The following is a 23,042-nucleotide window of genomic DNA, read 5'->3' as shown; positions in this document are numbered from 1 at the left end:
AAAAGATGATTTTCAGGATTTGATGGATGCACTCGCTATAGTTTACAGTGATACAAATGATGAAAACTCCCCGCTCTAACTAAACATAGAGCAAGGGAGTCATTAGGCGGAATGTTCAGATGATGGGGAGGTTGATTTGGTTTTTACACGTTGAGATAAAAGGAAACCAAGAATGCCTGCACCCATTAATACAATAAATAAAGATTGAAAACCACTCATGATCCCAATCAATGTAGACGAAATGATACTGCCAAAATATCGAAAGGTAGAGAAAATACCAGATGCTGAACCAGATAAGCTTTGATCAACAGACGTTAAAGAAGCCATCTGCATACTGGTCATTCCAATACCTGATGAAATTCCGCCTGCGACAAGTGTCACGATAAGCAGTGGTAAGGTAGGGAACTGACTGAGTGTGATTAACATGATGCCTGATAAAGTGAGACAGAGAAATGAAAAGCCAATCATTTTTTTCGCGCCTTTTTTCGGATGGAGTCTTGCCCCTAACAAGCCGCTAATAGACATGCAAAGAGAAAATACTGATAGAATAATACCGCTTTGTGTATGAGAAAGTGCAAGTTGTTGTTCCATAAACAGCGGCATAATTAGAAGAATGGCATACATCACAAAATTACTTAGCATGATCGACAGGTTTGCGTTTGTAAATGAACTGTTTTTAAAAAGCGACAAATCGATAATCGGATTCTTTACTTTTCGTACATGTTTAAAGAATAAAGGAATGACGATCAATGCTAGAATTCCATAGATCAAGTATTCATTTAGCAATTGGCTTTTAGTGCATAGAATGAGTGTGGCAATCCCGATGGTTAAGTATAGTGAACCAGTGATGTCTACATTTGCTTGTAAGCGTGTATGCTTTGTTTTTGGAATGAGTAATACGCCGGTAACAAGTGTAAGGAACAAGAATGGGATATTGACAAAGAATATAGAATGCCAATCAAAACTCTGAATAAGAATCGAACCAATAAAAGGTCCAAGTGCGGCACCAATACCGGCTCCAAACCCAAAATACCCCATTGTTTTAGACAGTTTTTCGGGGGATACTGTTGCACGAATTAATGCAATGCTATTCGGTGTTAAAATAGCACCGCCAGCTGCTTGAATGGAACGAAAAGTGATGAGAAAAGCTAGATTAGGAGCTAAAGCACATCCAATTGAGCCAATTAAAAAGAGCATGACCCCAATTAAATACATTCGCCTGTGTCCGTATATATCTCCTAACTTACCAGCGATAGGCTGAGTGACTGCCATGACAATAAGATAAATTGTGACAACCCAAGTGATGTTTGCAAGGGATTGATCATAATAAATTGATATGGATGATAGAGCGACAGCGATCATCGTTGAATTGACTGGAACTAGTATAGCTCCAAGTAACAAAGAATAGATGACGAAACTCTCTTTTTTTAACCTCAATGTGTATACCACCTTTTGTAAAAAAGAAGAATTCCACCCTTTAAGCGGGAGAAATTCCTCTCATGAAAATGTGTGTGCATGTTTCAATAAAATCTTCTTTTTGTGTGAGAACGAGTTGAAAATCTTGCTCTAGCTGCTGAATGAAAAATCCGAAATACGTACTAATGAAAATGTCTGCATAAATGTCTTCATTTCCTTTTAATACATGATGCTGGGCACCCATCTTTTTGAAATATTGTATGAGCATTTCTCTCAATTCTTGAGGATAAATCTTTTCGTGACTGGTTAAATCCTTATACATAGCCGGTTCTCGCATACTGATATAAATAAATTCTTTTTTGGAAGTCAAATCTTCAAGGAAATAGGTACCGAGAAACTTCAAATCGGTGTATAAATCGCCTTTGAATTCTGCTTCTAGGGTTTTTGTCGGTGTTGATTTCATTTTCATAATGGCAGCAATCACGCCGCGTTTGTTTTTAAAGTTGCGAAAAATAGTTGCTTCACTCACATTCGCTTTTGTCGCTATTTCTTTGGTTGTTGTTTTTTGATAGCCTTTTTCAGTTAATAAATCCATTGTTGCGCGAATGATTCGTTGATTTGTAGATTTTAACAAGCATACTCACCTCAGGTTATGAATGTGTTTGCAACAAAGTAAGTATACCGATAAAACCTATGACCGCCAATATCATCCAAAATGATAAGTTTATGCACGCGAATGCTGCTTTAAAATCTGAATGCGTCCATTGCTACCATCTACTGTCACAAGGTCACCGGATTGAAGTGTTTCAGTTGCTATTCTAGTACCTAAGACAGCTGGCATCATATACTCTCTTGCGATAATAGCTGAATGAGATAAAATGCCTCCAGCATCGGTGATGACTGCTTTCGCATCTCTAAATAAGCTCGTCCATAAAGGTGTGGTCGTTTTACAAACTAAAATATCATCCTTTTGAAATTGTGAGAATTCGTCAGCACATGTAATGACTTTTACTCTTCCAGAAACAATACCGCTGGATGCGCCAATTCCATGGATCACATCGTGTGTGTTGTTTTCATTTTCTCTTAATGAACCAAGCATTCTTTCTACTTGCTGCAGTTCCGCTTCAGTTGGTGTACCAATGTAAGCCGGTGGTTGAATATCTTCATTTTCCTTCATTTCTATCTTTCTTTGCTGGATAACCGAATCAAATGAGATAGACGTTGTGAGCGCTTTTTGTACCTCTTCATCGTAGAGATACCAAAGATCTTCCTGATGAGGAATAGATCCTTTTTGTACTAGAAGTTCACCAATTTTTAATAGATATATCCGGGCTTTTGCATCTAACATGGCATCAATATAGAAGTGGTGGTCATCTCGGATATTCGCTGCTTGAAGGGCAAATTGATACAGCGTCTCAAATTTCGTTTTAAACGATTCATCCTTCACTTGACTCATAAAATGTTTATATGTCTCTTGTCTTTTGATCACTGCCTTTGCAAATTCTTCATCAAAATCACATTGAGACTGGATGTTATTTCTGATGATATCTAATATAAACTCCGGGTTTTCTGCCCAAGTCTCATCTGTAAGGTCATGACTTTTAACAGATCGCCAGCCGTAAACTTGGAGAAAATCCTCCAATTTCGAAATGAAATGCCTTCCTTTTTCCGAGTGATTGAGTGCATGTAACAGCTCCGAGTTCTTTTCATGTTGAATAAATGCTTGATGAAGTTCTGGATCTTGAAGGACATCCTTTGCGATATCAGATAGCACCTTGTCTGTTTCAAGAGATTTGTTCATCACGCCTATCATCATTTCGTGCAGCAAGACGACTTGGGTTTGATCACCAGTATACGTTACAAGCATGTCTTCAATGATGGCTGATAGAATGACTTGTGGTATGACGATATCAAAATGATCATCATATGCTTGGATATAAAAATTCTTTAATTCTTCAAAACCAATGATGGCTTTTTCAATGGTTATAGGTTCATTCATTTGGCGATCGAGTTTTTCGTAAAATGGAAAGAAATTTTTCTCTAGAATCTCATACATCCGTTCACTTAAATGAGGAAATAACTCAAATATGCTTTCATCAAAAACGGGTGCAGCTCCTTCTTGCGCTTCTGGCAGATCCGGTGCTGAGTATAGGTGGCCTCTGTAAAGCTTAATATCTTTGATGTTCATATCAGGTACTTGATACTTTTCTCCATTTTTCTTCATCCCGCTTTTTAAGGCTGGTATGATCAGGCTTGAGAAAAGAGGGCTCGTTGGACCAGGCATATGATCATCCATTGAAATCCAGAAATCCTGCAGCTCTTCTGGCTTCATTTGAAAAGAAGCACCTGCTGTTTCATTTACTGCTTTTGGAAGAGCTGTAGTAATCGGCCTTGCTTGAAGTAGATAAAACGACCCATCTGCAATTCCAAATTCGATATCGACTCCATGTCCGTAAAGTTCTTCTACTTGTTTCGTGATTTGTGTGATTTCCTTCAATTGATCATCGTTCAGGCAAAACTGACCAGCCATTTCCTCCGATACTGGCTCCTCGATGACACCCTCTTGCAAAGGAACAATTTGTAGCTCTTTCGCCCCAAGTGTTTTTTCAATCGAAAAGTTCTCTTTATCTACAATAAACGTGTCTGGTGTCACAAGGCCGGAGACAATTGCTTCTCCCAATCCGTAGCTTGCGGTCAGCATCATTTCATTTGTTTTCCCCGATACGGGATTCTCACTAAAGATGACACCGGAGACGTCAGAATGGATCAATCCTTGAACGACAACGGCCATGAGCGGCATCTCTTCCTCATTTTCATTCATCTCTTCCTTATATTCTGTGACTCTCGCTGCAAAATAAGAAGACCAGCATTCTTTGACTGCCTGTAAAAACTCTTCATTTGTTTTGATATTTAAATAAGTCTCGTACTGTCCTGCAAATGAGGCGCCTTCGAGATCTTCAGCAACAGAAGAGGACCTGACTGCAACTGAGGGGTAAGTCTTCCGCAAGGATTGAAAGGACGAAAGCAGCTCTGCTTCCATTTGTAAAGGAAACGATGCTTCTTTGATTTTTTGAGAAAGGTTTTGTTCTGCTGGCTGCAGATTGTGATATGAAAGAAAGCTTGCAAAGCTGTTGGTTTTGATAATAAATCCATCTGGGACTGGCAGGCCGTGATTGTTTAATTTGATTAAATTCAGGCCTTTTGCCCCTGCGAGTGATGCGGATTCTTCAGCCGCATGAAATAAAACTGAATACATGGGAATGCCCCCTTATCCAAATAGCCAATGGTTTGTATGTCTCTATTTTTAAAATGATAGTGCGCACTATCATTTTAATCATAGGATTGATTGGATGTTATTGTCAAAGACGGAAAGACCTATCTTTACAAAGGGGACAATCTCACTAATTTCCTGCTATTTCTAAAACAAAAGTCTCCGAACATGGAGAAAAAAGGCGAAATTGAAAACTGTGAATTGTTCAATATGCCAATCTTTACTATAATCAAGGAAGTAGACCATGAAGAGGGAGGGTTTTTGTGATTACAAAAGCCATATTTGCACTAGTTTTTCCTTTCTTGCTCGTTATTTTATTTTCAAAGGTTACTTATAATCATTATGTGGGCATTGCGTTAACAGCAGCGCTTTTATTTGCTTCGTACATGAAAGGCTATACAGAAACCTACTTTATTGTGGGATTAGATATTATTTCTTTAGTAGCTGGGGCTTTGTTTATGGCTAAGAAAGAAATCGAAAAAAGAGAGAAAGCTGAAGAAAATCAATGATGTCATCGCCATCAAGAGCATGATGGCTGAAAATTGACATGTTTTAAACAAGAGCTGTGCTTACGAATTCTAGTAAGCGCAGCTTTCTTTTTCTGCTCATCGAATATCTCACTCCAAAATGTTCCATACTGAAAGGAAGGTTTTCTTAAGAGGGTTATTTGCCATGGGAGAGAGGGTATGACTGTATTGGAAATAAAAATCAAGTAAGAGCCGAACTTTAGTTCGTATTTTTGTGTTCTTTTATGATAATATATTCATTAGATAGATTTCGTATACGAAACGGAGGCTTTGATGTGAGTGACCGCTTTGAATTAGTTTCTAACTATCAGCCCCAAGGAGATCAGCCAAAGGCGATTGAAAAGCTTGTTGAGGGGATCCATCAGGGGAAACAGCATCAAACGCTGTTAGGTGCTACAGGTACGGGAAAGACCTTTACTGTCTCCAACCTGATCAAAAAAGTGAACAAACCGACACTTGTCATTGCGCATAATAAGACACTTGCCGGTCAGTTATACAGCGAATTTAAGGAATTTTTTCCGAATAACGCTGTTGAATATTTTGTGAGTTACTATGATTATTATCAGCCAGAGGCATATGTACCTCAGACCGATACATTTATTGAGAAGGATGCCAGCATCAATGATGAGATTGATAAGCTGAGACACTCGGCTACGTCCTCGTTATTTGAGAGAAGAGATGTCATCATCATTGCCAGTGTGTCCTGTATTTATGGCTTAGGTTCGCCAGAGGAATATAGAGAGCTTGTGCTGTCTTTGCGTACTGAAATGGAGATTGAACGCAATCAGCTTCTTCGTAAGCTGGTGGATATTCAGTATTCTCGTAATGATATAGATTTTCAGCGCGGAACCTTCCGAGTCAGAGGAGACGTTGTTGAGATTTTTCCCGCTTCACGAGATGAGCATTGTATCAGAGTGGAGTTTTTCGGTGATGAAATTGAACGTATTCGTGAAGTGGATGCGCTGACTGGAGAAATACTTGGTGATCGTGATCATGTGGCGATTTTCCCAGCATCTCACTTCGTCACAAGAGAAGAAAAAATGGAAAAAGCCATTATCAATATTGAACAAGAGCTAGAAGAACAGCTTGCAAAGCTTCGTGAAAATGGAAAATTGCTTGAAGCGCAGCGCCTTGAGCAGCGGACAAGATATGACCTTGAGATGATGAGAGAGATGGGCTTTTGTTCAGGAATTGAGAACTATTCAAGACATCTAACCTTGCGTCCGCCTGGTTCAACACCTTACACACTGCTTGATTATTTCCCAGATGATTTTATGATTGTTGTCGATGAGTCGCATGTGACGATTCCGCAAATCCGCGCCATGTACAACGGGGACCAAGCAAGAAAGCAAGTGTTGGTTGATCACGGATTCCGCCTGCCATCAGCACTTGATAACAGACCGCTCACCTTTGATGAGTTTGAAAAGCATATCAATCATATTGTGCATGTATCAGCAACGCCTGGTCCGTATGAGCTTGAGAAAACACCAGAGGTTGTGGAACAAATTATCCGTCCAACGGGATTACTTGATCCAATCATTGAAGTCCGTCCGATTGAAGGACAAATTGATGACTTAATTGGAGAAATTCATGCACGAGTTGAGAAAAATGAGCGTGTGCTCGTGACCACACTGACGAAGAAAATGTCTGAGGATCTCACAGATTACTTAAAAGAAATCGGTATCAAGGTGAATTACCTGCATTCAGAGATTAAGACCCTTGAGCGGATTGAAATTATCCGTGATCTGCGTCTCGGTAAATATGATGTGCTTGTTGGAATCAACCTTCTTCGTGAAGGACTGGATATTCCAGAAGTGTCGCTCGTGGCCATTTTAGATGCGGATAAAGAAGGCTTTTTGCGCTCTGAAAGATCCCTCATCCAGACGATAGGCCGTGCAGCGAGAAATGCAGAAGGCCGGGTCATTATGTATGCAGACAATATGACGAAATCGATGGACATTGCGATTCAAGAAACGAAGCGAAGACGAGAACAACAAGAAGCATACAACGAGAAATTCGGTATTACACCGCAAACGATCCATAAGAAAATTCGAGATGTCATTAAGGCAACAAAGATACATGAGGATTCAGAAGAATACGAAACAAAAGCAGCACCAAAACTTTCGAAAATGAGCAAAAAAGAACGAGAAAAAGTGATCGAAAAAGTCGAGATGGAAATGAAAGATGCAGCAAAAGCGCTTGATTTTGAAAAAGCAGCAGAATTAAGAGATCTATTGCTAGAGCTAAAAGCGGAAGGATGATTGCCTGATGGCTATGGAACGAATAGAGGTGAAAGGTGCTAGAGCCCACAACCTTAAAAATATTGATGTCAATATCCCGCGTGACCAGCTAGTGGTCATTACGGGATTATCTGGTTCAGGAAAATCGTCGCTTGCCTTTGATACGATTTATGCAGAAGGTCAGCGCAGGTACGTTGAATCTCTTTCAGCGTATGCACGCCAATTTCTTGGGCAGATGGATAAACCGGATGTAGATGCCATTGAAGGTCTTTCTCCGGCGATTAGTATTGACCAGAAAACGACGAGCCGAAACCCTAGATCAACAGTTGGTACTGTCACTGAAATTTATGATTACTTGCGTCTCTTGTATGCTCGAGTCGGAAAACCGATTTGTCCTATACATGGAATTGAAATTACGTCACAAACGATTGAGCAGATGACAGATCGTATTTTAGAGTATCCTGAAAGAACGAAATTGCAAGTGCTTGCGCCAGTTGTATCCGGCCGCAAAGGAACACATGTGAAAGTGCTTGATCAAATTCGGAAGCAGGGCTATGTACGAGTGAGAGTCGATGGAGAGATGGAGGATCTTTCAGAAGATATCGAGCTTGAAAAGAACAAGAAGCATTCCATTGAAGTAGTCATTGATCGAATTGTCGTGAAGGAAGGCGTTGCTGCTCGGCTGTCTGACTCCCTTGAAACGGCGCTGCGGCTAGGCGAAGGCCGAGTGATGATTGATGTGATTGGACAAGAAGAGCTGTTATTCAGCGAACATCATGCTTGTCCGCATTGCGGGTTCTCTATTGGTGAACTTGAGCCGAGAATGTTTTCATTTAATAGTCCTTTTGGTGCCTGCCCGAGCTGTGATGGGCTCGGTTCAAAACTGGAAGTCGACCCTGAGCTTGTCATTCCTAATAAGGATCTGACTTTACGGCAGCATGCCATTGCACCATGGGAGCCGCAAAGCTCGCAATACTATCCACAGCTTCTTGAGGCTGTTTGTACACATTATGGCATCGACATGGACATTCCAGTAAAAGATATCCCATCGCATTTATTTGATAAAATTTTATATGGAAGCGGATCTGAACGGATTTATTTTAAATATGAAAATGATTTTGGCCAGGTACGTGAAAATGAAATTGAGTTTGAAGGCGTTCTTCGTAATATTGAACGACGTTATAAGGAAACAAGCTCAGATTATATTCGTGAGCAAATGGAAAAATATATGGCCAATCAGCCATGTCCGACATGTAAAGGATATCGTCTGAAAAAAGAAACGCTGGCGGTTCTCATCAATGGCAAGCATATCGGAGAAATCACCGATTTGTCTGTCTCTGATGCCCTTGATTTCTATGAAAAAATCGAGTTGTCTGAGAAAGATTTGCAGATTGCCCAGCTCATTTTACGTGAAATCAAAGAGCGTTTGTCCTTCTTAAATAATGTGGGCTTAGATTATCTGAATTTGAGCCGGTCCGCTGGCACACTATCAGGCGGAGAGGCGCAGCGGATTCGCCTGGCAACTCAAATCGGGTCAAGGCTGACAGGTGTTCTTTATATATTAGATGAACCATCCATTGGTCTGCATCAGCGTGATAATGACCGATTGATCGGGACATTGAAAAACATGCGCGACATCGGGAACACACTGATTGTTGTGGAGCATGATGAAGATACCATGCTAGCCGCTGATTATTTAATAGATATTGGACCTGGAGCAGGAGTTCATGGAGGAGAAGTGATTTCAGCTGGAACGCCAGAAGAAGTCATGAAGGACCCGAAATCCTTAACAGGCCAATATTTATCAGGTGAGAAATTTATTCCGCTGCCAATTGAGAGAAGAAAGCCTGACGGCCGCTATATTGAGATAAAAGGTGCAAAAGAAAACAACCTGAAAAACGTGAATGCGAAGTTCCCTCTGGGTGTCTTTACAGCTGTGACCGGAGTATCCGGCTCAGGAAAAAGTACGCTTGTGAATGAAATTCTATTAAAATCACTTTCACAAAAATTGCACAGAGCGAAGGCGAAGCCAGGGCAGCACAAAGAAATCAAAGGAATGGATCATTTGGATAAGGTCATTGATATTGATCAATCTCCAATTGGCCGTACACCAAGATCCAACCCTGCCACGTATACAGGTGTCTTTGATGATGTGCGGGATGTGTTTGCACAAACCAACGAAGCAAAGGTACGAGGCTATAAAAAAGGCAGATTCAGCTTTAACGTCAAAGGCGGCCGCTGTGAGGCGTGCCGCGGGGATGGCATCATTAAAATTGAAATGCACTTTTTGCCAGATGTGTATGTGCCTTGTGAAGTGTGTCACGGGAAACGTTATAACCGCGAAACACTCGAGGTCACATATAAAGGAAAAAACATTGCTGATGTGCTTGAAATGACTGTGGAGGACGCACTCCAATTTTTCGAGAATATCCCAAAGATTAAGCGGAAGCTTCAAACGATTTATGATGTGGGGCTTGGATACATTACACTTGGACAGCCTGCAACGACATTGTCCGGAGGAGAGGCACAGCGCGTGAAATTGGCATCTGAGCTTCACCGCCGTTCAAACGGAAGGTCCCTTTATATTTTGGACGAGCCGACAACAGGACTGCATGTGGATGATATTGCCCGTTTATTAAAGGTGCTTCAGCGTTTGGTTGAAAACGGAGATACGGTGTTGGTCATTGAGCACAACCTTGATATTATCAAGGCTGCTGATTATCTCGTTGATCTCGGACCAGAAGGTGGTGCAGGCGGCGGAACGATCATTGCCTCTGGCACTCCTGAGCACATTGCAAAAGAAGAAGCATCTTACACAGGTCAATACTTGAAGCCTATTTTAGAGCGTGACCGTAAACGCATGAAACAACTGGTTAAAGAAACGGAAAGTGTGACTTCTTCATAAAGAAAACCCCTCGATAAGAGGGGTTTTTCTTTTACTGCACATCTTCCTTCGGCATTAAATTACTGAGGTGCGTTAAATCCTTTAAAATATGGGTGCTGCTGCTGTCGAGCAGTACCTTTAAATAACGGATATCACCATACTTTGGATGAGACGGATGAATGGTCTCAAGCTCCTTGATCATATCGCTGTTCATGCTTTTCTGTTTCTGTATAAGGTCTAAAAGCGTTTGAGCCGTATGTTTTGAATTATGATGATCTGTCAAAATAATTACCCCCTATAATGATAATCACCATCTTTTCAACATATTTTAAAGGGTAATCTGTGAAGAATCTACTCTTAGGTGCAAAAAGAAATAATTTGTGTCTAAGGTCATATGTAAATCGAATGATTTTGAAACTTTTTATACGCAATAAACGTATGAGTTAGAAAGGGATTTTCGTTATGAAGGAGCGAATATATATGAATAGAGATCAATCGATTATTGCTTCTATTTGTTATTTTAGTGTATTATTTATGCCGTTTATCGTACCGATCGTGGCGTTTTTTGTAGTAGATCAAAAGGAAACGAAGCGGCACGCATTGCGGGCATTATGGTCACATCTTTTGCCGGTCGCAGCGTGCATTCTGTTGATTTTTGGGTCTATCCCATTTTTATTGACGACACAGGCAGGTGACTCGCTCATTCCAGTCATGATGGTGTTCATCTTGTCTTTTTTAGTAGTCATTGGCTTTTTGATCTCTGTCATTTGGAATATCATTCAAGGTATTAAAGTACTTCAATCCATCAAATCTTAGGAGGGCTTTGTATGAATGAAAAAGAACGAATTTTAAAATTAGTAGAAGACGGAGTATTATCAGCAAAAGAAGCAATTACGCTGCTGGAAAAACTAGAAGAAGGTCAGTCAGTCTCATTAGAAAAGTCTACGGCTGATCACACCTTTCATGAAGAAAAAGCTGGAGCAGAGAGCAAAGGAAACGGCACCGAAAATCTTGGGGCAAAGCTGTTTGGCTGGTTAGACTCTGCGGTGAAAAAGGTAAAAGACGTGGATCTTGATTTGAACTTTGGACAGTCCGTTGATGTTGAGCACATTTTTCAGTTCAAGGACGCATCGCTTTCCCATTTAGATATTCAATTGGCGAACGGCAGCCTCAACGTGATGCCTTGGGACGATCGAGATATTCGAGCAGAGTGTCATGCAAAAATTTACCGTGCAGAGGATGGAGAGCAGGCAAGACAGCAATTTCTCAATCAATTGGACTGCGGGCTTGAAGGAGATAAATTTTTTATTCGAACCGAAAAGAAGACGATGAAAGTCAATGTTACATTATACGTACCGCGTATCCAATACGATAAGATCAAGGTCAAGCTGTTTAATGGACCGATTCGCGGGGAAAAGCTAAAGACAAAAGAACTTGCCGCGAAAACGACAAATGGTGTTGTCTCGTTTGCTTCGTTACAAGCAGAAAAAGTCGGAATAGAAACAGCAAACGGACAAATCAAACTGGCAGATCACGAGTGTGGTATGATTGAAGTAGAAACCATCAATGGGCTCATAGACCTGCGCGGGAAAAGTGAATCAATTGATGCTCAAAGCTTTAATGGAAATATTGCTGTTCAGCTGTCAGATGAAAAGTGCCGTTCCATCTATGCGAAAACGACAACAGGCAGTGTGGACGTTCAGATTCCGCGTGCATGTGCAGTGACCGCTGAGCTGAAAAGCAATCTTGGGTCTATCTCTCACGATTTACTTGATGCAGAGATGATTAAAGAAAAAAATGAAACATTACAAAAAGAGAAAATGATCAAAGCAAATCAACAAGCGGTGCACAGTATATCCATTTTTGCAGAAACAAAAACAGGCTCAATACAAGTAAAGCACCAATCAGACAAGGAGTGATTCTACATGAAGAAGCTTTATCGTTCAGCAACGGATAAAAAAATAGCGGGTGTTGTTGGTGGACTTGCGGAATATTTAAGTGTGGATGCATCCCTGCTTCGCATTTTAACCGTCATCATCGGATTTTTGACAGCATTTATGCCGATCTTCCTGATCTACTTCATCTGGTATTTTGTTGTTCCGGAAGAAGGCACTAAATAAATGCTTAGATGGATCGTCAGTATTTTAGTAAATGCATTACTTTTAATCGTCATTGCTGGATATTTTGATTCGGGCATTCTGCCTGGGCTCGGGAGCGTGTATATTGAAGGTTTTGGCGCAGCCATTGTGGCAAGTATCATTTTGTCCTTGCTCAATATTTTAGTGAAGCCGTTTTTGATCATTTTAACGCTTCCAGTGACCGTTCTTTCACTAGGATTGTTCTTATTTGTCATCAATGCGATTACACTCATGATGACATCGAGCTTTATGGGAGATAGCTTTAACATTGATGGATTCGGAACGGCCATTTGGATGGCTGTCATTTTATCCATTTTCCATCTGTTGATACAAAAAGGAATTGTAGAGCCGTTAGCGAAAAAAAGCTAACGGTTTTTTTGTGCAAATTTGCATCGTTTCTCCGTTCCATCTGACATAAAAACGACCTTCAGGAGACACAATATCCGAAGGGAGGCGGTGCAAGATGGTGAACGTGAGCAGACAAATCATGCTTTTATGTTTTTTTATCATTCTTTTTTGTTTCAGTCAGCCTGCTTCAGCAGGCCCTTTTCTTCAAACAGAAGTGAATGTACCGGACAAGCCTTTTTCGCCTTTTATCTTTGACCAATTTCATGTGGACGTCCGCCCGGTTCTAGGAAAAAGCCATGATCTACAGTTTCGTGCGTCCATTAGTGACCAAGAACAGATTTTGTCTGCGAACTTGTATTATAAACAAAGTGATGAACTGGGGTACCGCTTGATTCCAATGGAACGGCTGCCAGGGATGAAGCCAGAATTCACAGCGAAAATTCCGCCAGATCAATTATGGAATCCAACCGTTCGTTACTATACAGAGTTCCTTACGCAAAAATCAGTAATCAAAACGGCAGAGAAATCGGTTCATTTAAATGGATTTGAAGAAGATCTTTCACATATTCCGGATTTATTCATCACAGAAATTGTCGTCAATTCAAAAAACCGAAAAGGCAAAGATGCTTTTGAGTTTATCGAAGTGTATAACACGACACATGCGCCTATCTCTCTTAAACATTATCAGCTCCGCTACCGCAATCCTGCACAGGGCATTGAAATGGATGATGTATATTCCTTTCACACAAATCCAGTCACCATTTCACCTGGAAAACCTTATGTATTCTGGCTGAGAAAAAAAGGGCAGGAGCATTTAACGACAGCGGACTTTAATGCCATGTACAAAAGCCAATTAAAAGAGGGCGAGCATCTATCTATTATCGAGAGCAAAGGGCTGTCCAACTCTAAATCTCGTCTTGTTTCGATCACAACAAATATAGGTGAAGAAATTTCTTCTGCCGCTTTTCGTTTGAAGCCATCATGGTTTAGCGAGCATAAATCCTTGCTGTTTAAGTATCCAATGGATGGTACGACGCAGACGAAGCTGATTTCGAAAATTGAGGAAGAACCCACTCCAGGTAAAGTACTAAAAGCACAAATTCCATCTGAGAAAAAGGAAATTTCTCAAGATATCCATAAACCTGTGATTGAAGATATGACGGTAAGGAAGCCGGTGAAACCAACTGAAAGTGTAGAGATTAAGGCAGATGTCCAAGATGATCAGGCTGTAAAAACCGTCAAGCTGCGCTATCGAACGAATCGAAAAGATCCGTTCAAGGAAATCCTGCTGCAAAAAGACCATAATGACCGGTTATTTCATCATATTATTTATTCACCTGAGTTGATTGGGAAAGAACAATTGGAATATCAGCTTGAAGCGTCAGACGGCGAAAATGAAGCCAAGACGTTGAAAAAAACGATTGATGTGGAGCAGGTCAGCAAAGCCCACGGTCTACGATTCAATGTAGAAGAGGGAGATACGGTATCAGGTTTATTTTCATTAAAGGCAACGTCTGATCAGAAAAAAAGCATCGAATTGCGGATAGATGGAAAACGGAATCAGCAAGTATCCTCTGCCCTTGAAGCAGATCCATATATCGCATTTGATGTCAAAGGAACAAATTTATATTTTAAAAATGGTGTATCTATAGGTAGGCGTTTACTTTCTATTTTTGATGATTCGACAAAAGTGTACCGTACCTATACAATGCCAATACCCGAAGAAGAGATAAAAAAGGCAGGTCTCCAAACGATCTCTTTTCACGCTGGCACAAAGTCTTCTCCGGTGGACCGGCTGCCTGGAGAGAATCATGATGATTTTGAATTGAAAAACGTCAGGATGATCTTATCAAATGGAACACAAATTCCGCCAATCAATGCAAAGCCGCTAAAAGAATGGAGAATGGGAGACAGCAGGAACGCAAAAAAGGTGAGAACGTTTCAATTTGAAATTCCAAAAGAGGCGTATGTCTCAACCTATATAAAGTGGGACACAAAAAGGCTGAAAGAAGGGCCGCACCTGATTGAGGCCAAAACCTCAGACGAGCACGCTTCAGTACGTGTGAAAGTTGATAACACTGGGCCGAGAATAAAGACGAACGTACAAGCAAAGGATCAATATAAAGGCGCCTTTACATTAAAAGCAAAAGTAACGGATCGCTGGAGTGACATAGAGGAGTTGAAGGCATATGTAGATGGCAAACCAGTTTCTTTGCCATATCAGACGTCCTCTAGTGAATTAAAGCCTGGGAAGCACACGTTTACGATCAAAGCAAAAGACGCAGCTGGCAACATGTCGACGTTAAAAAAAGAGTTCAAGACGGTACATGAGCATCCTGAAACACCAGAGCGGGTGGCAGATAAGACAAAAATGAAATCATCAAAACAAACTGTGCTAACCAAGGATCCAACGAATGATAAGTTAGATTACTCTTTTTATCGTGCCTATCAATATACATCGCTGCATCCTTCAATGAAGATTTTTAAGTATGCAGCAGAGACAGAACCGCCTAAGAGTTATCTCCAAAAAGGAGAAATGATTTTTTCTGATCAAGAAAGGAACCGCATTGCATTTGTTGATGGGAAGTCTGTTGAAACGAAGGATTTACAGCGTTTTCCTTATCATCGTTTTCAAATTAAGGTTCATCATGGTGTACGTGAAAAGGATGTCGTCGAAGCTGTATGGAAAGGGAGTTCATTGTCAGGGAGAAAGGTGACAATGTACGCGTGGAATCACCAGCAGGAAAAGTGGGATAAAATCACTCATCATTTTGCCAAGGATCAAAAGGAATTTTACCTGAAAGGGCTGCTGTCAGTGGGACAGTACATGAAGAATCAAACGTTTGATTTGCTAGTACAGGATGAAATCAGCAAATCGCAAAAGCCATATAAGATGGTATGGATGTCTGACACTCAATATTATGCAAAGAGCTATCCTCATATCTTTAAACAAATGGTTGAATGGATCAGAGATCAAAGAGAAAAATTAAACATTCAATATGTGTTCCATACAGGCGATATTGTAGATGATTCAAAGGATAAGCAATGGCACCGTGCTGATACATTTATGCGTGTATTGGATCAGAATCACATTCCTTATGGGGTTTTAGCAGGAAATCATGATGTTAGACACAAGGACGGTTTATATGCGGAATACGGGAAATATTTCGGGGAAAAACGCTTTGCTGATAAGCCTTACTATGGTGAATCCTATCGTAACAATAAAGGTCATTATGATCTCATCTCTGCCGGTGGCAATGATTATATGATGGTGTACATGGGCTGGGGGATTAAGCAAGATGAAATTGATTGGTTAAACCGTGTAATTTCTGAGCATCCAGATCGTATCGTCATTTTAAATTTCCATGAGTATTTGTTAGTGAGCGGCAACCGAAGCCCGATTGGCGACCTCATCTTCCATCAAGTGGTGAAACGCCATCCTAATATTGTGGCCGTATTTAGCGGCCATTACCATGGAGCAAGCAGGAAAGTAGATGAGCTTGATGATGACCATGATGGAAAAGTCGACAGGAAAGTATATCAAATACTCGCCGATTATCAGTCAGGACCTGAAGGTGGTCAAGGGTTTATGAGGGTCATAACAGCCGATCAAGAAAAAAATCAACTTCATTTTACGACATACTCTCCTTACTTGAATCAAGAGCATTTTTATGATCCTAAAACGTATGGAGATCAGGATGAATTTTCAATCGATGTAGATTTGACACCGAAAATGAAATCTGTCAAAACCAATTATTTTGAACTCAATGTGTATACGAATGTTCTTCTAGGAGAAGCGCGCGGCGTAAAAAGCGGCAAAAAAGCAAGCTTTGAGTGGAAGGGCTTAAAGCCAAATGAAGATTATTATTGGTACACTGTAGCAAAAGATCGTTTTCAAGGAAAAGCCATTTCACCAATATGGAAAATTCATACAAAAGATGATGACGAAACAAAATTTCTTAGGAAATAAAAAAACAGTGCTCCGTGTCAGGGGCACTGTTTATCTTTCCATTGTATGAATGAGCTTATAACGATCCCCTCTATAAACGGAAACAACATACTCAAATGGAATGTCTTGTTGAAAAAAAGTCGTTCTTGTTATGGACAGCACAGGGTCTCCTGCTGAAATAGACAGCAAGTGTGCTTCTTCCTTTGAGGCAACATTGGCTTCAAGCTCCTGTTTGGCATGAGCAATGACATGTCCAGTGTGAGTTTCTATATATTCATATAAAGAGCCAGTTAAATGTTTCTTTGTTAAATCTCCGGCGAATCTTTCAGGTATATAGCTCGTTTCAATCGCCATCGGTTCATCATTTGCAAGGCGTATCCGTTTGAGCTCAAATACAGCATCACTATTAGACAGCTGTAAGACTGGCAGCAAGTGCTCTGGACATGCAGTTTTTTTGAAGTCAATCAGCTGGCTTGATGCTTTGAGTCCACGCTGGCGCATATCCTCTGAAAAGCTTGTTAAGCCTTGAAGCGGCTGTTCAAATTTTTTCCGGCTAACAAAGGTGCCTTTTCCTTTTTGTCGATACAAATATCCTTCGTTCACAAGATTCGATAAGGCTTGTCTGACAGTCATTCGACTAATACCAAAGCGTTCGGCATATTCTCTTTCAGAAGGAATGAGTGTATCAGGTGCTAATGTTCCATCCTCAATCTGTTTTTTCAGGTTCTCCATAATCTGATGGTACATCGGAATAGGTGACTGCTTATCAATAAACATGTGAAAATCCTCTCGTTTTTAGCGTAGTGATCCAGCATCTCGATCAATCAAGACCGTTACATCTTCATGAAGTTTCAGTGCAGACGCTGGGAAGTCCGGATGAATCTCTGCCTGTTCTAAATATTGTATCACTTTCGCTTTTGATTTTCCCGAAGCAAGAAGGAGAATCTTTTTACTTGAAAGAATGCTCGCAATTCCCATTGTGATGGCATGTGTAGGTACCTCATCAATAGAAGAAAAGTATCTTGCGTTAGCCTGTCTCGTGTTTTCATCTAACTGCACAACATGAGTTTTTGAGTTGAAAGGGGTACCTGGTTCATTAAAACCGATATGCCCATTTTGACCGATTCCAAGGAGCTGAAGATCGATGCCGCCTACAGCCTCAATGAGCTGGTCATATCTTAAGCATTCCTTTTCTAAATGAGCTGCATTGCCATTTGGAAGAAAATACTGATCCTGAGGGAGATCAATATGGTCAAATAAATGACGTTTCATGTAGGTCATATAACTATTTTCGTGTTCTGGATTGAGTCCTGCATATTCATCTAAATTGATTGTTTTTGTTTGCTTGAAAGACAATTGACGCGCTTGATGAAGTTGAATTAACTCTTTGTAAGTTTCAATAGGTGTACCGCCTGTTGCTAGGCCGAGTACGGCATCGGGTTTAGCAGCTATTGTCCTTGCAATAATGGCAGCTGCTTCTTTTCCTAATTGATCTTTGCTTTCAAATTCGATGATGTTCATTAGTGGTCGGCCTCCTTTTTTTCAAAGACGATTTGTCCACGGCAGATCGTCATCATCAGTTCACCAGATTCATCCCAAATCACCAGATCTGCTAGTTTTCCAACTTCGATGGAACCGAGCAGTTGATCAAGTCCCAGCTGAGCAGCCGCATTGGTTGAGGTCATCTTCGCAATCTCTGTCCAATCACAATTTGTGAGCTGTTTTATCCTTTTGACGCCGTCTTTCATTCGCAAAATCGATCCTGCAAGTGTACCATCGTTCAGCAATGCTTTTTCGCCGCTGACTGTGACCGTCTGACCGCCAAATTCATACGTTCCATTCCCAAGCCCTTTTGCACGCATCGAGTCTGTGATCATGATTAAACGATCACTTCCTTTTGCCAAATACGCAAGCTTGATGGAAAGAGGATGGGAGTGAATTCCATCTGTGATCAGCTCAGTATGAAGATTCTCGTTCGTAAGAGCAGCACCTACAGCGTTCGGTTCACGGTGCTGAAACGAACTTATTGCGTTATAAAGGTGCGTTACATGGCGTGCACCATGCTTAGCTGCTAAATTGATCATGTCATGATGGGCATTCGTATGTCCAATAGAAGGGATAATGTTCTTTTCCTGTAATAGAGAAAGAAATGCAAAATCTGTGTCTTCCTCAGGTGCAAACGTGACAATTCGAATGAGCTGATCAGAAGCATCCAGCCATTTTTTAAAAAGCGGAATATCAGGCTGTTTAATCCATTGAACAGGCTGTGCCCCTGCCTTATCTTTAGAAATAAATGGACCTTCGAGGTGGATTCCTATACATTGTGCCTGATTTCCTGCTTGTGCTTCATTACTTTGTTTCCACTGAGCGACATTTTTAAGTGCATGCTCAATCTCATGATGGTTTTGTGTGATGGTTGTCGCTAAAAAACTTGTCGTTCCTTCTGACGGAAGGTTGTCAGCGAGCGTATTCATTGCTTCTGCTGTCGCATCCATCATGTCTGCACCATATCCGCCATGGATGTGAATATCAATCATTCCAGGGAGTAAATAAAAGTTTTCCCGGGAAATATATACTTTTTCATAATTTCCTGTCGGTGGTGATGTTGAAATATAGTCAATCTTGCCATCGCGTAAACCGACAAAACCGTTTTCAATGACCTTTGTCTTTGTCACAATATGAATGTTGGAGAGCAATAAAGAACCGCTCATGTTTAAGCCCCCTTATTCGTTATCTTTCATTTAAGTTTACTCTTTTTAAGTATAGTTGTCTATACCAGTTAGGGCGGTGAAACAGGAACAGGATAAAATACTGTTTTGGGTTCATCATTGAAAGTGATAAAATAGAGCTGTATTTCTGAATCGCCTGTGATAAAAGGAGGAAGAAACGTGCCGAAAGTTCGTACGAAGGACATAATGGAACAATTTCATCTTGAACTGGTAAGTGGGGAAGAAGGGATTAATCGTCCCATTACAATCAGTGATCTTTCCAGACCAGGTATTGAAATGGCTGGTTATTTTACATATTACCCAAAAGAAAGAGTTCAACTTTTAGGGAAAACAGAGCTTTCTTTTTTTGAACAGCTCCCAGAACGCGAACGAAAGCAGAGAATGATGTCTCTTTGTACAGATATTACCCCTGCCATTATTTTGTCTCGAGATCGTGATGTGCCGAAGGAATTAATCGAAGCATCAAATGAAAATGGCGTGCCCGTTTTACGATCTAGCCTAAAAACGACAAGACTTTCGAGTCGATTGACCAACTTTTTAGAAAGTAAGCTTGCACCAACGACTGCTATTCATGGTGTGCTCGTAGATGTATATGGTGTAGGTGTGTTGTTAATTGGGAAAAGCGGAGTAGGAAAAAGTGAAACAGCCTTAGAATTAGTGAAGAGGGGACATCGGCTGGTTGCAGACGATTGCGTGGAAATCCGTCAAGAGGATCAGGATACGTTAGTCGGGAGCGCACCTGAGCTGATTGAACATCTTTTAGAAATCCGCGGGTTAGGCATTATTAATGTGATGACCTTATTTGGAGCAGGCGCTGTCAGAAGCTATAAGAGAATTACGATTGTAATGAACCTTGAGCTTTGGGAACAAGGCAAACAGTATGATCGTTTAGGACTTGAAGAAGAGAAAATGCGCATCATCGATACAGATGTGCCGAAGCTGACGATCCCTGTGCGGCCAGGACGAAACTTAGCGGTCATCATTGAGGTGGCTGCGATGAACTTCAGGCTGAAACGTATGGGACATAATGCAGCAGAACAATTTACAAGTAAACTTGCTGATGTCATTGAAGACAATGGCCAGGATGAATAGGAGTTGACTATATGAACGAAGCAATTCAGCCAATTGATCCGATTGCTTTTCACCTCGGACCTATTTCGGTTCATTGGTATGGTGTGATTATTGGGGTCGGGGCCTTGCTTGGACTTTGGCTCGCCTTGAGAGAATGTGAAAAAAGAGGAATCAATAAAGATCTGTTTATTGACTTAATCTTATTTGCCATTCCAATAGCGATTATTTGTGCCCGAATTTATTATGTATCCTTCGAATGGGATTACTATCAGCAGCACCCAAACGAAATCATTAAGATTTGGAATGGTGGAATTGCGATTCACGGCGGGCTGATCGGTGCCGTGCTGACAGCCATCATTTTTACAAAAGTGAGAAAGGTATCCTTTTGGAAAATAGCTGACGTCGCAGCACCTAGTATTTTACTAGGGCAGGCAATTGGACGCTGGGGGAACTTTATTAACCAAGAAGCACACGGTGAGGCGGTTTCAAGAACCTTTTTAGAAAATTTGCATCTGCCTGAGTTTATCATTAATCAAATGTATATTGATGGTACCTATTATCACCCGACGTTCTTATACGAATCATTATGGAATCTTGTTGGTGTTGTCATCTTGATTTTATTACGCAGAACTTCGCTGCGCAGAGGCGAAATCTTCTTGTCTTATTTAATTTGGTATTCAATCGGCCGTTTCTTCATTGAAGGGATGAGAACAGACAGCTTAATGCTGACAGAGCATCTTCGAATCGCACAGATGATTTCGATTGCGATATTCGCAGTGGCTGTTCTACTGATTTTCTTTAGAAGAATGAAAGGATACGCATCGATTCCGTATAAAGAGAACAACTCATCGAATTAAGCAGGGGGGATCAGAAGAAGATGGGAGAGACATGGAAAAACGGCTTGAAAGCAGGGCTGTCGACAACTTGGACACTTGGTAAAGTCATCTTTCCAGTGACCATTCTCGTCAGTATCTTGCAGCATACGCCTGTCATGGATTGGATCATCCGATTCATTCAGCCATTTATGGGACTGTTTGGTCTTTCGGGGGAAGCGGCTATTCCGCTTGTATTAGGAAATATGCTGAATTTGTATGCGGGGATTGCTGCCATTTTGACATTAGAGCTTCCTGTGAAGGAAGTGTTTATTTTGGCAGTGATGCTGTCCTTTTGCCATAACTTGATCATCGAATCAACAGTGGCAGCAAAGGTTGGACTGAGAGTATCTGTGATTTTGCTGGTCAGAATCAGTCTTGCTGTTATTTCTGCTATTGTCATTCATCTCGTTTGGCAGGGAGGCGAGGAGCCGGCGCAATATGGACTTTTGAGTGCAGCTCAGGCGGCTGATGTGCCTTCCAGCTGGTACATGATCGTCCTTCTTGCTTTACAAAAAGCAGTACTCGGTGTGCTGCAGCTTGCCTGTATCGTTATCCCGCTCATGATCATCATTCAATTCATGAGAGATTTAGGGTGGCTCCATACACTGTCTAAGTGGCTGTCACCTTTTACTAGAATGCTTGGAATGAAAGAAAATACGTCTATGACGATGGTGGCTGGATTAACGATTGGTCTCGCTTATGGAGCCGGTGTGATGATGAAGGCAGTGGAAGAGGACGGTGTGAGTAAAAAGGACTTAACCCTTGCTTTTATTTTCCTTGTTGCCTGCCATGCGGTGGTCGAAGATACGCTGGTTTTTATTCCACTTGGTATTCCGGTATGGCCGCTTCTTGTGATCCGCCTGATTTCTGCAATTTTATTGACAGCTGCCATTAGCTATATTTGGCGGAAGCGGGAACATGCAGCTGTTAGAAAGGAAGCCATATGAACGAATCAACGATCAACACAGTGCTATTTGATTTAGATGGCACATTAATCAATACAAATGAATTAATTATTGCTTCATTTCAGCATACGCTGGACCATTATTATCCTGGTCAGTACAGCCGTGAGGATATTCTTCATTTCATTGGTCCGTCCTTGTTTGATACATTTTCTGCGATGGACCCTGATTTGACAGATGACATGATTCAGATGTACCGCACGTTTAATCATAAGCAGCATGATCTGCTTGTGACTGAATATGAGACCGTTATCGACACATTGAAAGTCCTGCAGGATCGAGGATTTAAGCTCGGTATTGTCACAACGAAGATACGGGATACGGTTTTAATGGGATTGAAGCTGACCGGTTTAGAGCCGTTCTTTGAGGTCATTGTGACGCTCGATGATGTCCAAAATGAGAAGCCGCATCCGGAGCCTGTTCAGCTGGCATTATCAAAGCTCGGCAGTGATCCGCATGAAGCGGTGATGGTCGGTGATAATTATCACGACATTTTGTCTGGTCAAGCGGCAGGGACAAAGACGGCAGGTGTTGCTTGGTCGATTAAGGGAGAAGAGGCCCTTTTAAAGCATCGCCCTGATTTCATGCTGAAGAAAATGAGTGATCTCCTGGCGATTGTTGGAGCTGATTAA

General features: G+C 41.2%; 19 protein-coding genes. 12 read left to right on the top strand and 7 right to left on the bottom strand.

Annotation, left to right across the window (positions count from 1 at the left end; translation table 11 throughout):
- Nucleotides 1–102 precede the first annotated feature (102 nt).
- The 3 genes from NSS76_RS16525 to NSS76_RS16515 all read right to left on the bottom strand — a co-directional run bounded on the left by NSS76_RS16525 (nucleotide 103) and on the right by NSS76_RS16515 (nucleotide 4,672).
- Nucleotides 103–1,437 (bottom strand): MFS transporter, encoded by a 1,335-nt coding sequence (locus NSS76_RS16525; protein ID WP_151039853.1) that lies wholly within the window; start codon nucleotides 1,435–1,437, stop codon nucleotides 103–105.
- Nucleotides 1,438–1,477: 40 nt separating this feature from the next.
- On the bottom strand, nucleotides 1,478–2,050 hold the full coding sequence (locus NSS76_RS16520) for a TetR/AcrR family transcriptional regulator (protein ID WP_151039854.1): 573 nt from the start codon (nucleotides 2,048–2,050) through the stop codon (nucleotides 1,478–1,480).
- A gap of 90 nt (nucleotides 2,051–2,140) precedes the next feature.
- Complete coding sequence (locus NSS76_RS16515; protein ID WP_247721638.1) at nucleotides 2,141–4,672, bottom strand: PEP/pyruvate-binding domain-containing protein; 2,532 nt, start codon at nucleotides 4,670–4,672, stop codon at nucleotides 2,141–2,143.
- 278 nt (nucleotides 4,673–4,950) lie between these two features.
- Here NSS76_RS16515 and NSS76_RS16510 point away from each other — a divergent pair, with 278 nt between their 5' ends.
- From NSS76_RS16510 to uvrA, 3 genes are all read left to right on the top strand, one after another.
- Complete coding sequence (locus NSS76_RS16510) at nucleotides 4,951–5,196, top strand: CsbA family protein (RefSeq protein ID WP_024426229.1); 246 nt, start codon at nucleotides 4,951–4,953, stop codon at nucleotides 5,194–5,196.
- A 293-nt stretch (nucleotides 5,197–5,489) separates the two neighbouring features.
- Nucleotides 5,490–7,475 (top strand): excinuclease ABC subunit UvrB, encoded by a 1,986-nt coding sequence (gene uvrB, locus NSS76_RS16505; protein ID WP_247721637.1) that lies wholly within the window; start codon nucleotides 5,490–5,492, stop codon nucleotides 7,473–7,475.
- Nucleotides 7,476–7,482: 7 nt separating this feature from the next.
- Nucleotides 7,483–10,359 (top strand): excinuclease ABC subunit UvrA, encoded by a 2,877-nt coding sequence (gene uvrA / locus NSS76_RS16500; RefSeq protein ID WP_034623782.1) that lies wholly within the window; start codon nucleotides 7,483–7,485, stop codon nucleotides 10,357–10,359.
- 31 nt (nucleotides 10,360–10,390) lie between these two features.
- Here the strand turns inward: uvrA and NSS76_RS16495 are convergent, their stop codons facing one another.
- A complete protein-coding gene (locus NSS76_RS16495) occupies nucleotides 10,391–10,621 on the bottom strand; it encodes a hypothetical protein (RefSeq protein ID WP_024427654.1) in 231 nt (76 codons plus the stop codon).
- A gap of 197 nt (nucleotides 10,622–10,818) precedes the next feature.
- Here NSS76_RS16495 and NSS76_RS16490 point away from each other — a divergent pair, with 197 nt between their 5' ends.
- From NSS76_RS16490 to NSS76_RS16470, 5 genes are all read left to right on the top strand, one after another.
- The gene (locus NSS76_RS16490; protein WP_024423580.1) at nucleotides 10,819–11,154 is read left to right on the top strand and encodes a hypothetical protein; all 336 of its coding nucleotides are present in this window, start codon (nucleotides 10,819–10,821) and stop codon (nucleotides 11,152–11,154) included.
- Between the two features lie 11 nt (nucleotides 11,155–11,165).
- A complete protein-coding gene (locus NSS76_RS16485) occupies nucleotides 11,166–12,257 on the top strand; it encodes a DUF4097 family beta strand repeat-containing protein (RefSeq protein ID WP_024423579.1) in 1,092 nt (363 codons plus the stop codon).
- 6 nt (nucleotides 12,258–12,263) lie between these two features.
- Nucleotides 12,264–12,458 (top strand): PspC domain-containing protein, encoded by a 195-nt coding sequence (locus NSS76_RS16480; RefSeq protein WP_024423578.1) that lies wholly within the window; start codon nucleotides 12,264–12,266, stop codon nucleotides 12,456–12,458.
- Nucleotides 12,459–12,845: a phage holin family protein gene (locus NSS76_RS16475; protein WP_024423577.1), complete on the top strand. Its 387-nt coding sequence runs from the start codon at nucleotides 12,459–12,461 to the stop codon at nucleotides 12,843–12,845.
- Between the two features lie 94 nt (nucleotides 12,846–12,939).
- Nucleotides 12,940–16,794: a metallophosphoesterase gene (locus NSS76_RS16470; protein WP_257802415.1), complete on the top strand. Its 3,855-nt coding sequence runs from the start codon at nucleotides 12,940–12,942 to the stop codon at nucleotides 16,792–16,794.
- Between the two features lie 30 nt (nucleotides 16,795–16,824).
- On the opposite strand, the gene NSS76_RS16465 is transcribed toward NSS76_RS16470, so the two are convergent.
- From NSS76_RS16465 to nagA, 3 genes are read right to left on the bottom strand one after another with little or no spacing between them, the layout of a single operon-like run.
- Nucleotides 16,825–17,550: a GntR family transcriptional regulator gene (locus NSS76_RS16465; RefSeq protein ID WP_044334239.1), complete on the bottom strand. Its 726-nt coding sequence runs from the start codon at nucleotides 17,548–17,550 to the stop codon at nucleotides 16,825–16,827.
- Nucleotides 17,551–17,568: 18 nt separating this feature from the next.
- A complete protein-coding gene (gene nagB / locus NSS76_RS16460; protein WP_024423574.1) occupies nucleotides 17,569–18,294 on the bottom strand; it encodes a glucosamine-6-phosphate deaminase in 726 nt (241 codons plus the stop codon).
- Nucleotides 18,294–19,484, bottom strand: a complete 1,191-nt coding sequence (nagA, locus tag NSS76_RS16455) for an N-acetylglucosamine-6-phosphate deacetylase (protein WP_024423573.1) — start codon at nucleotides 19,482–19,484, stop codon at nucleotides 18,294–18,296. The genes nagB and nagA overlap by 1 nt, the downstream gene beginning before the upstream one ends.
- A gap of 177 nt (nucleotides 19,485–19,661) precedes the next feature.
- Here nagA and hprK point away from each other — a divergent pair, with 177 nt between their 5' ends.
- From hprK to ppaX, 4 genes are read left to right on the top strand one after another with little or no spacing between them, the layout of a single operon-like run.
- Nucleotides 19,662–20,594: an HPr(Ser) kinase/phosphatase gene (gene hprK / locus NSS76_RS16450; RefSeq protein WP_024423572.1), complete on the top strand. Its 933-nt coding sequence runs from the start codon at nucleotides 19,662–19,664 to the stop codon at nucleotides 20,592–20,594.
- 11 nt (nucleotides 20,595–20,605) lie between these two features.
- Entirely contained in the window at nucleotides 20,606–21,430 is an 825-nt protein-coding gene (gene lgt / locus NSS76_RS16445; protein ID WP_103131662.1) for a prolipoprotein diacylglyceryl transferase, read from the top strand.
- A 20-nt stretch (nucleotides 21,431–21,450) separates the two neighbouring features.
- Nucleotides 21,451–22,395, top strand: coding sequence for a nucleoside recognition domain-containing protein (locus NSS76_RS16440; protein WP_024423570.1), 945 nt, complete (start codon nucleotides 21,451–21,453; stop codon nucleotides 22,393–22,395).
- Nucleotides 22,392–23,042 carry a pyrophosphatase PpaX gene (gene ppaX, locus NSS76_RS16435; protein ID WP_024423569.1) on the top strand — a complete coding sequence of 217 codons (651 nt, stop codon included), beginning with the start codon at nucleotides 22,392–22,394 and terminating at the stop codon, nucleotides 23,040–23,042. The genes NSS76_RS16440 and ppaX overlap by 4 nt, the downstream gene beginning before the upstream one ends.

Origin of the sequence: Bacillus sp. FSL R5-0654, assembly GCF_038008745.1 — a bacterium.
In the GTDB taxonomy this organism is placed as follows: Bacteria; Bacillota; Bacilli; order Bacillales; family Bacillaceae; genus Bacillus; species Bacillus safensis.
This window is presented reverse-complemented; position numbering and strand designations above follow the sequence as displayed.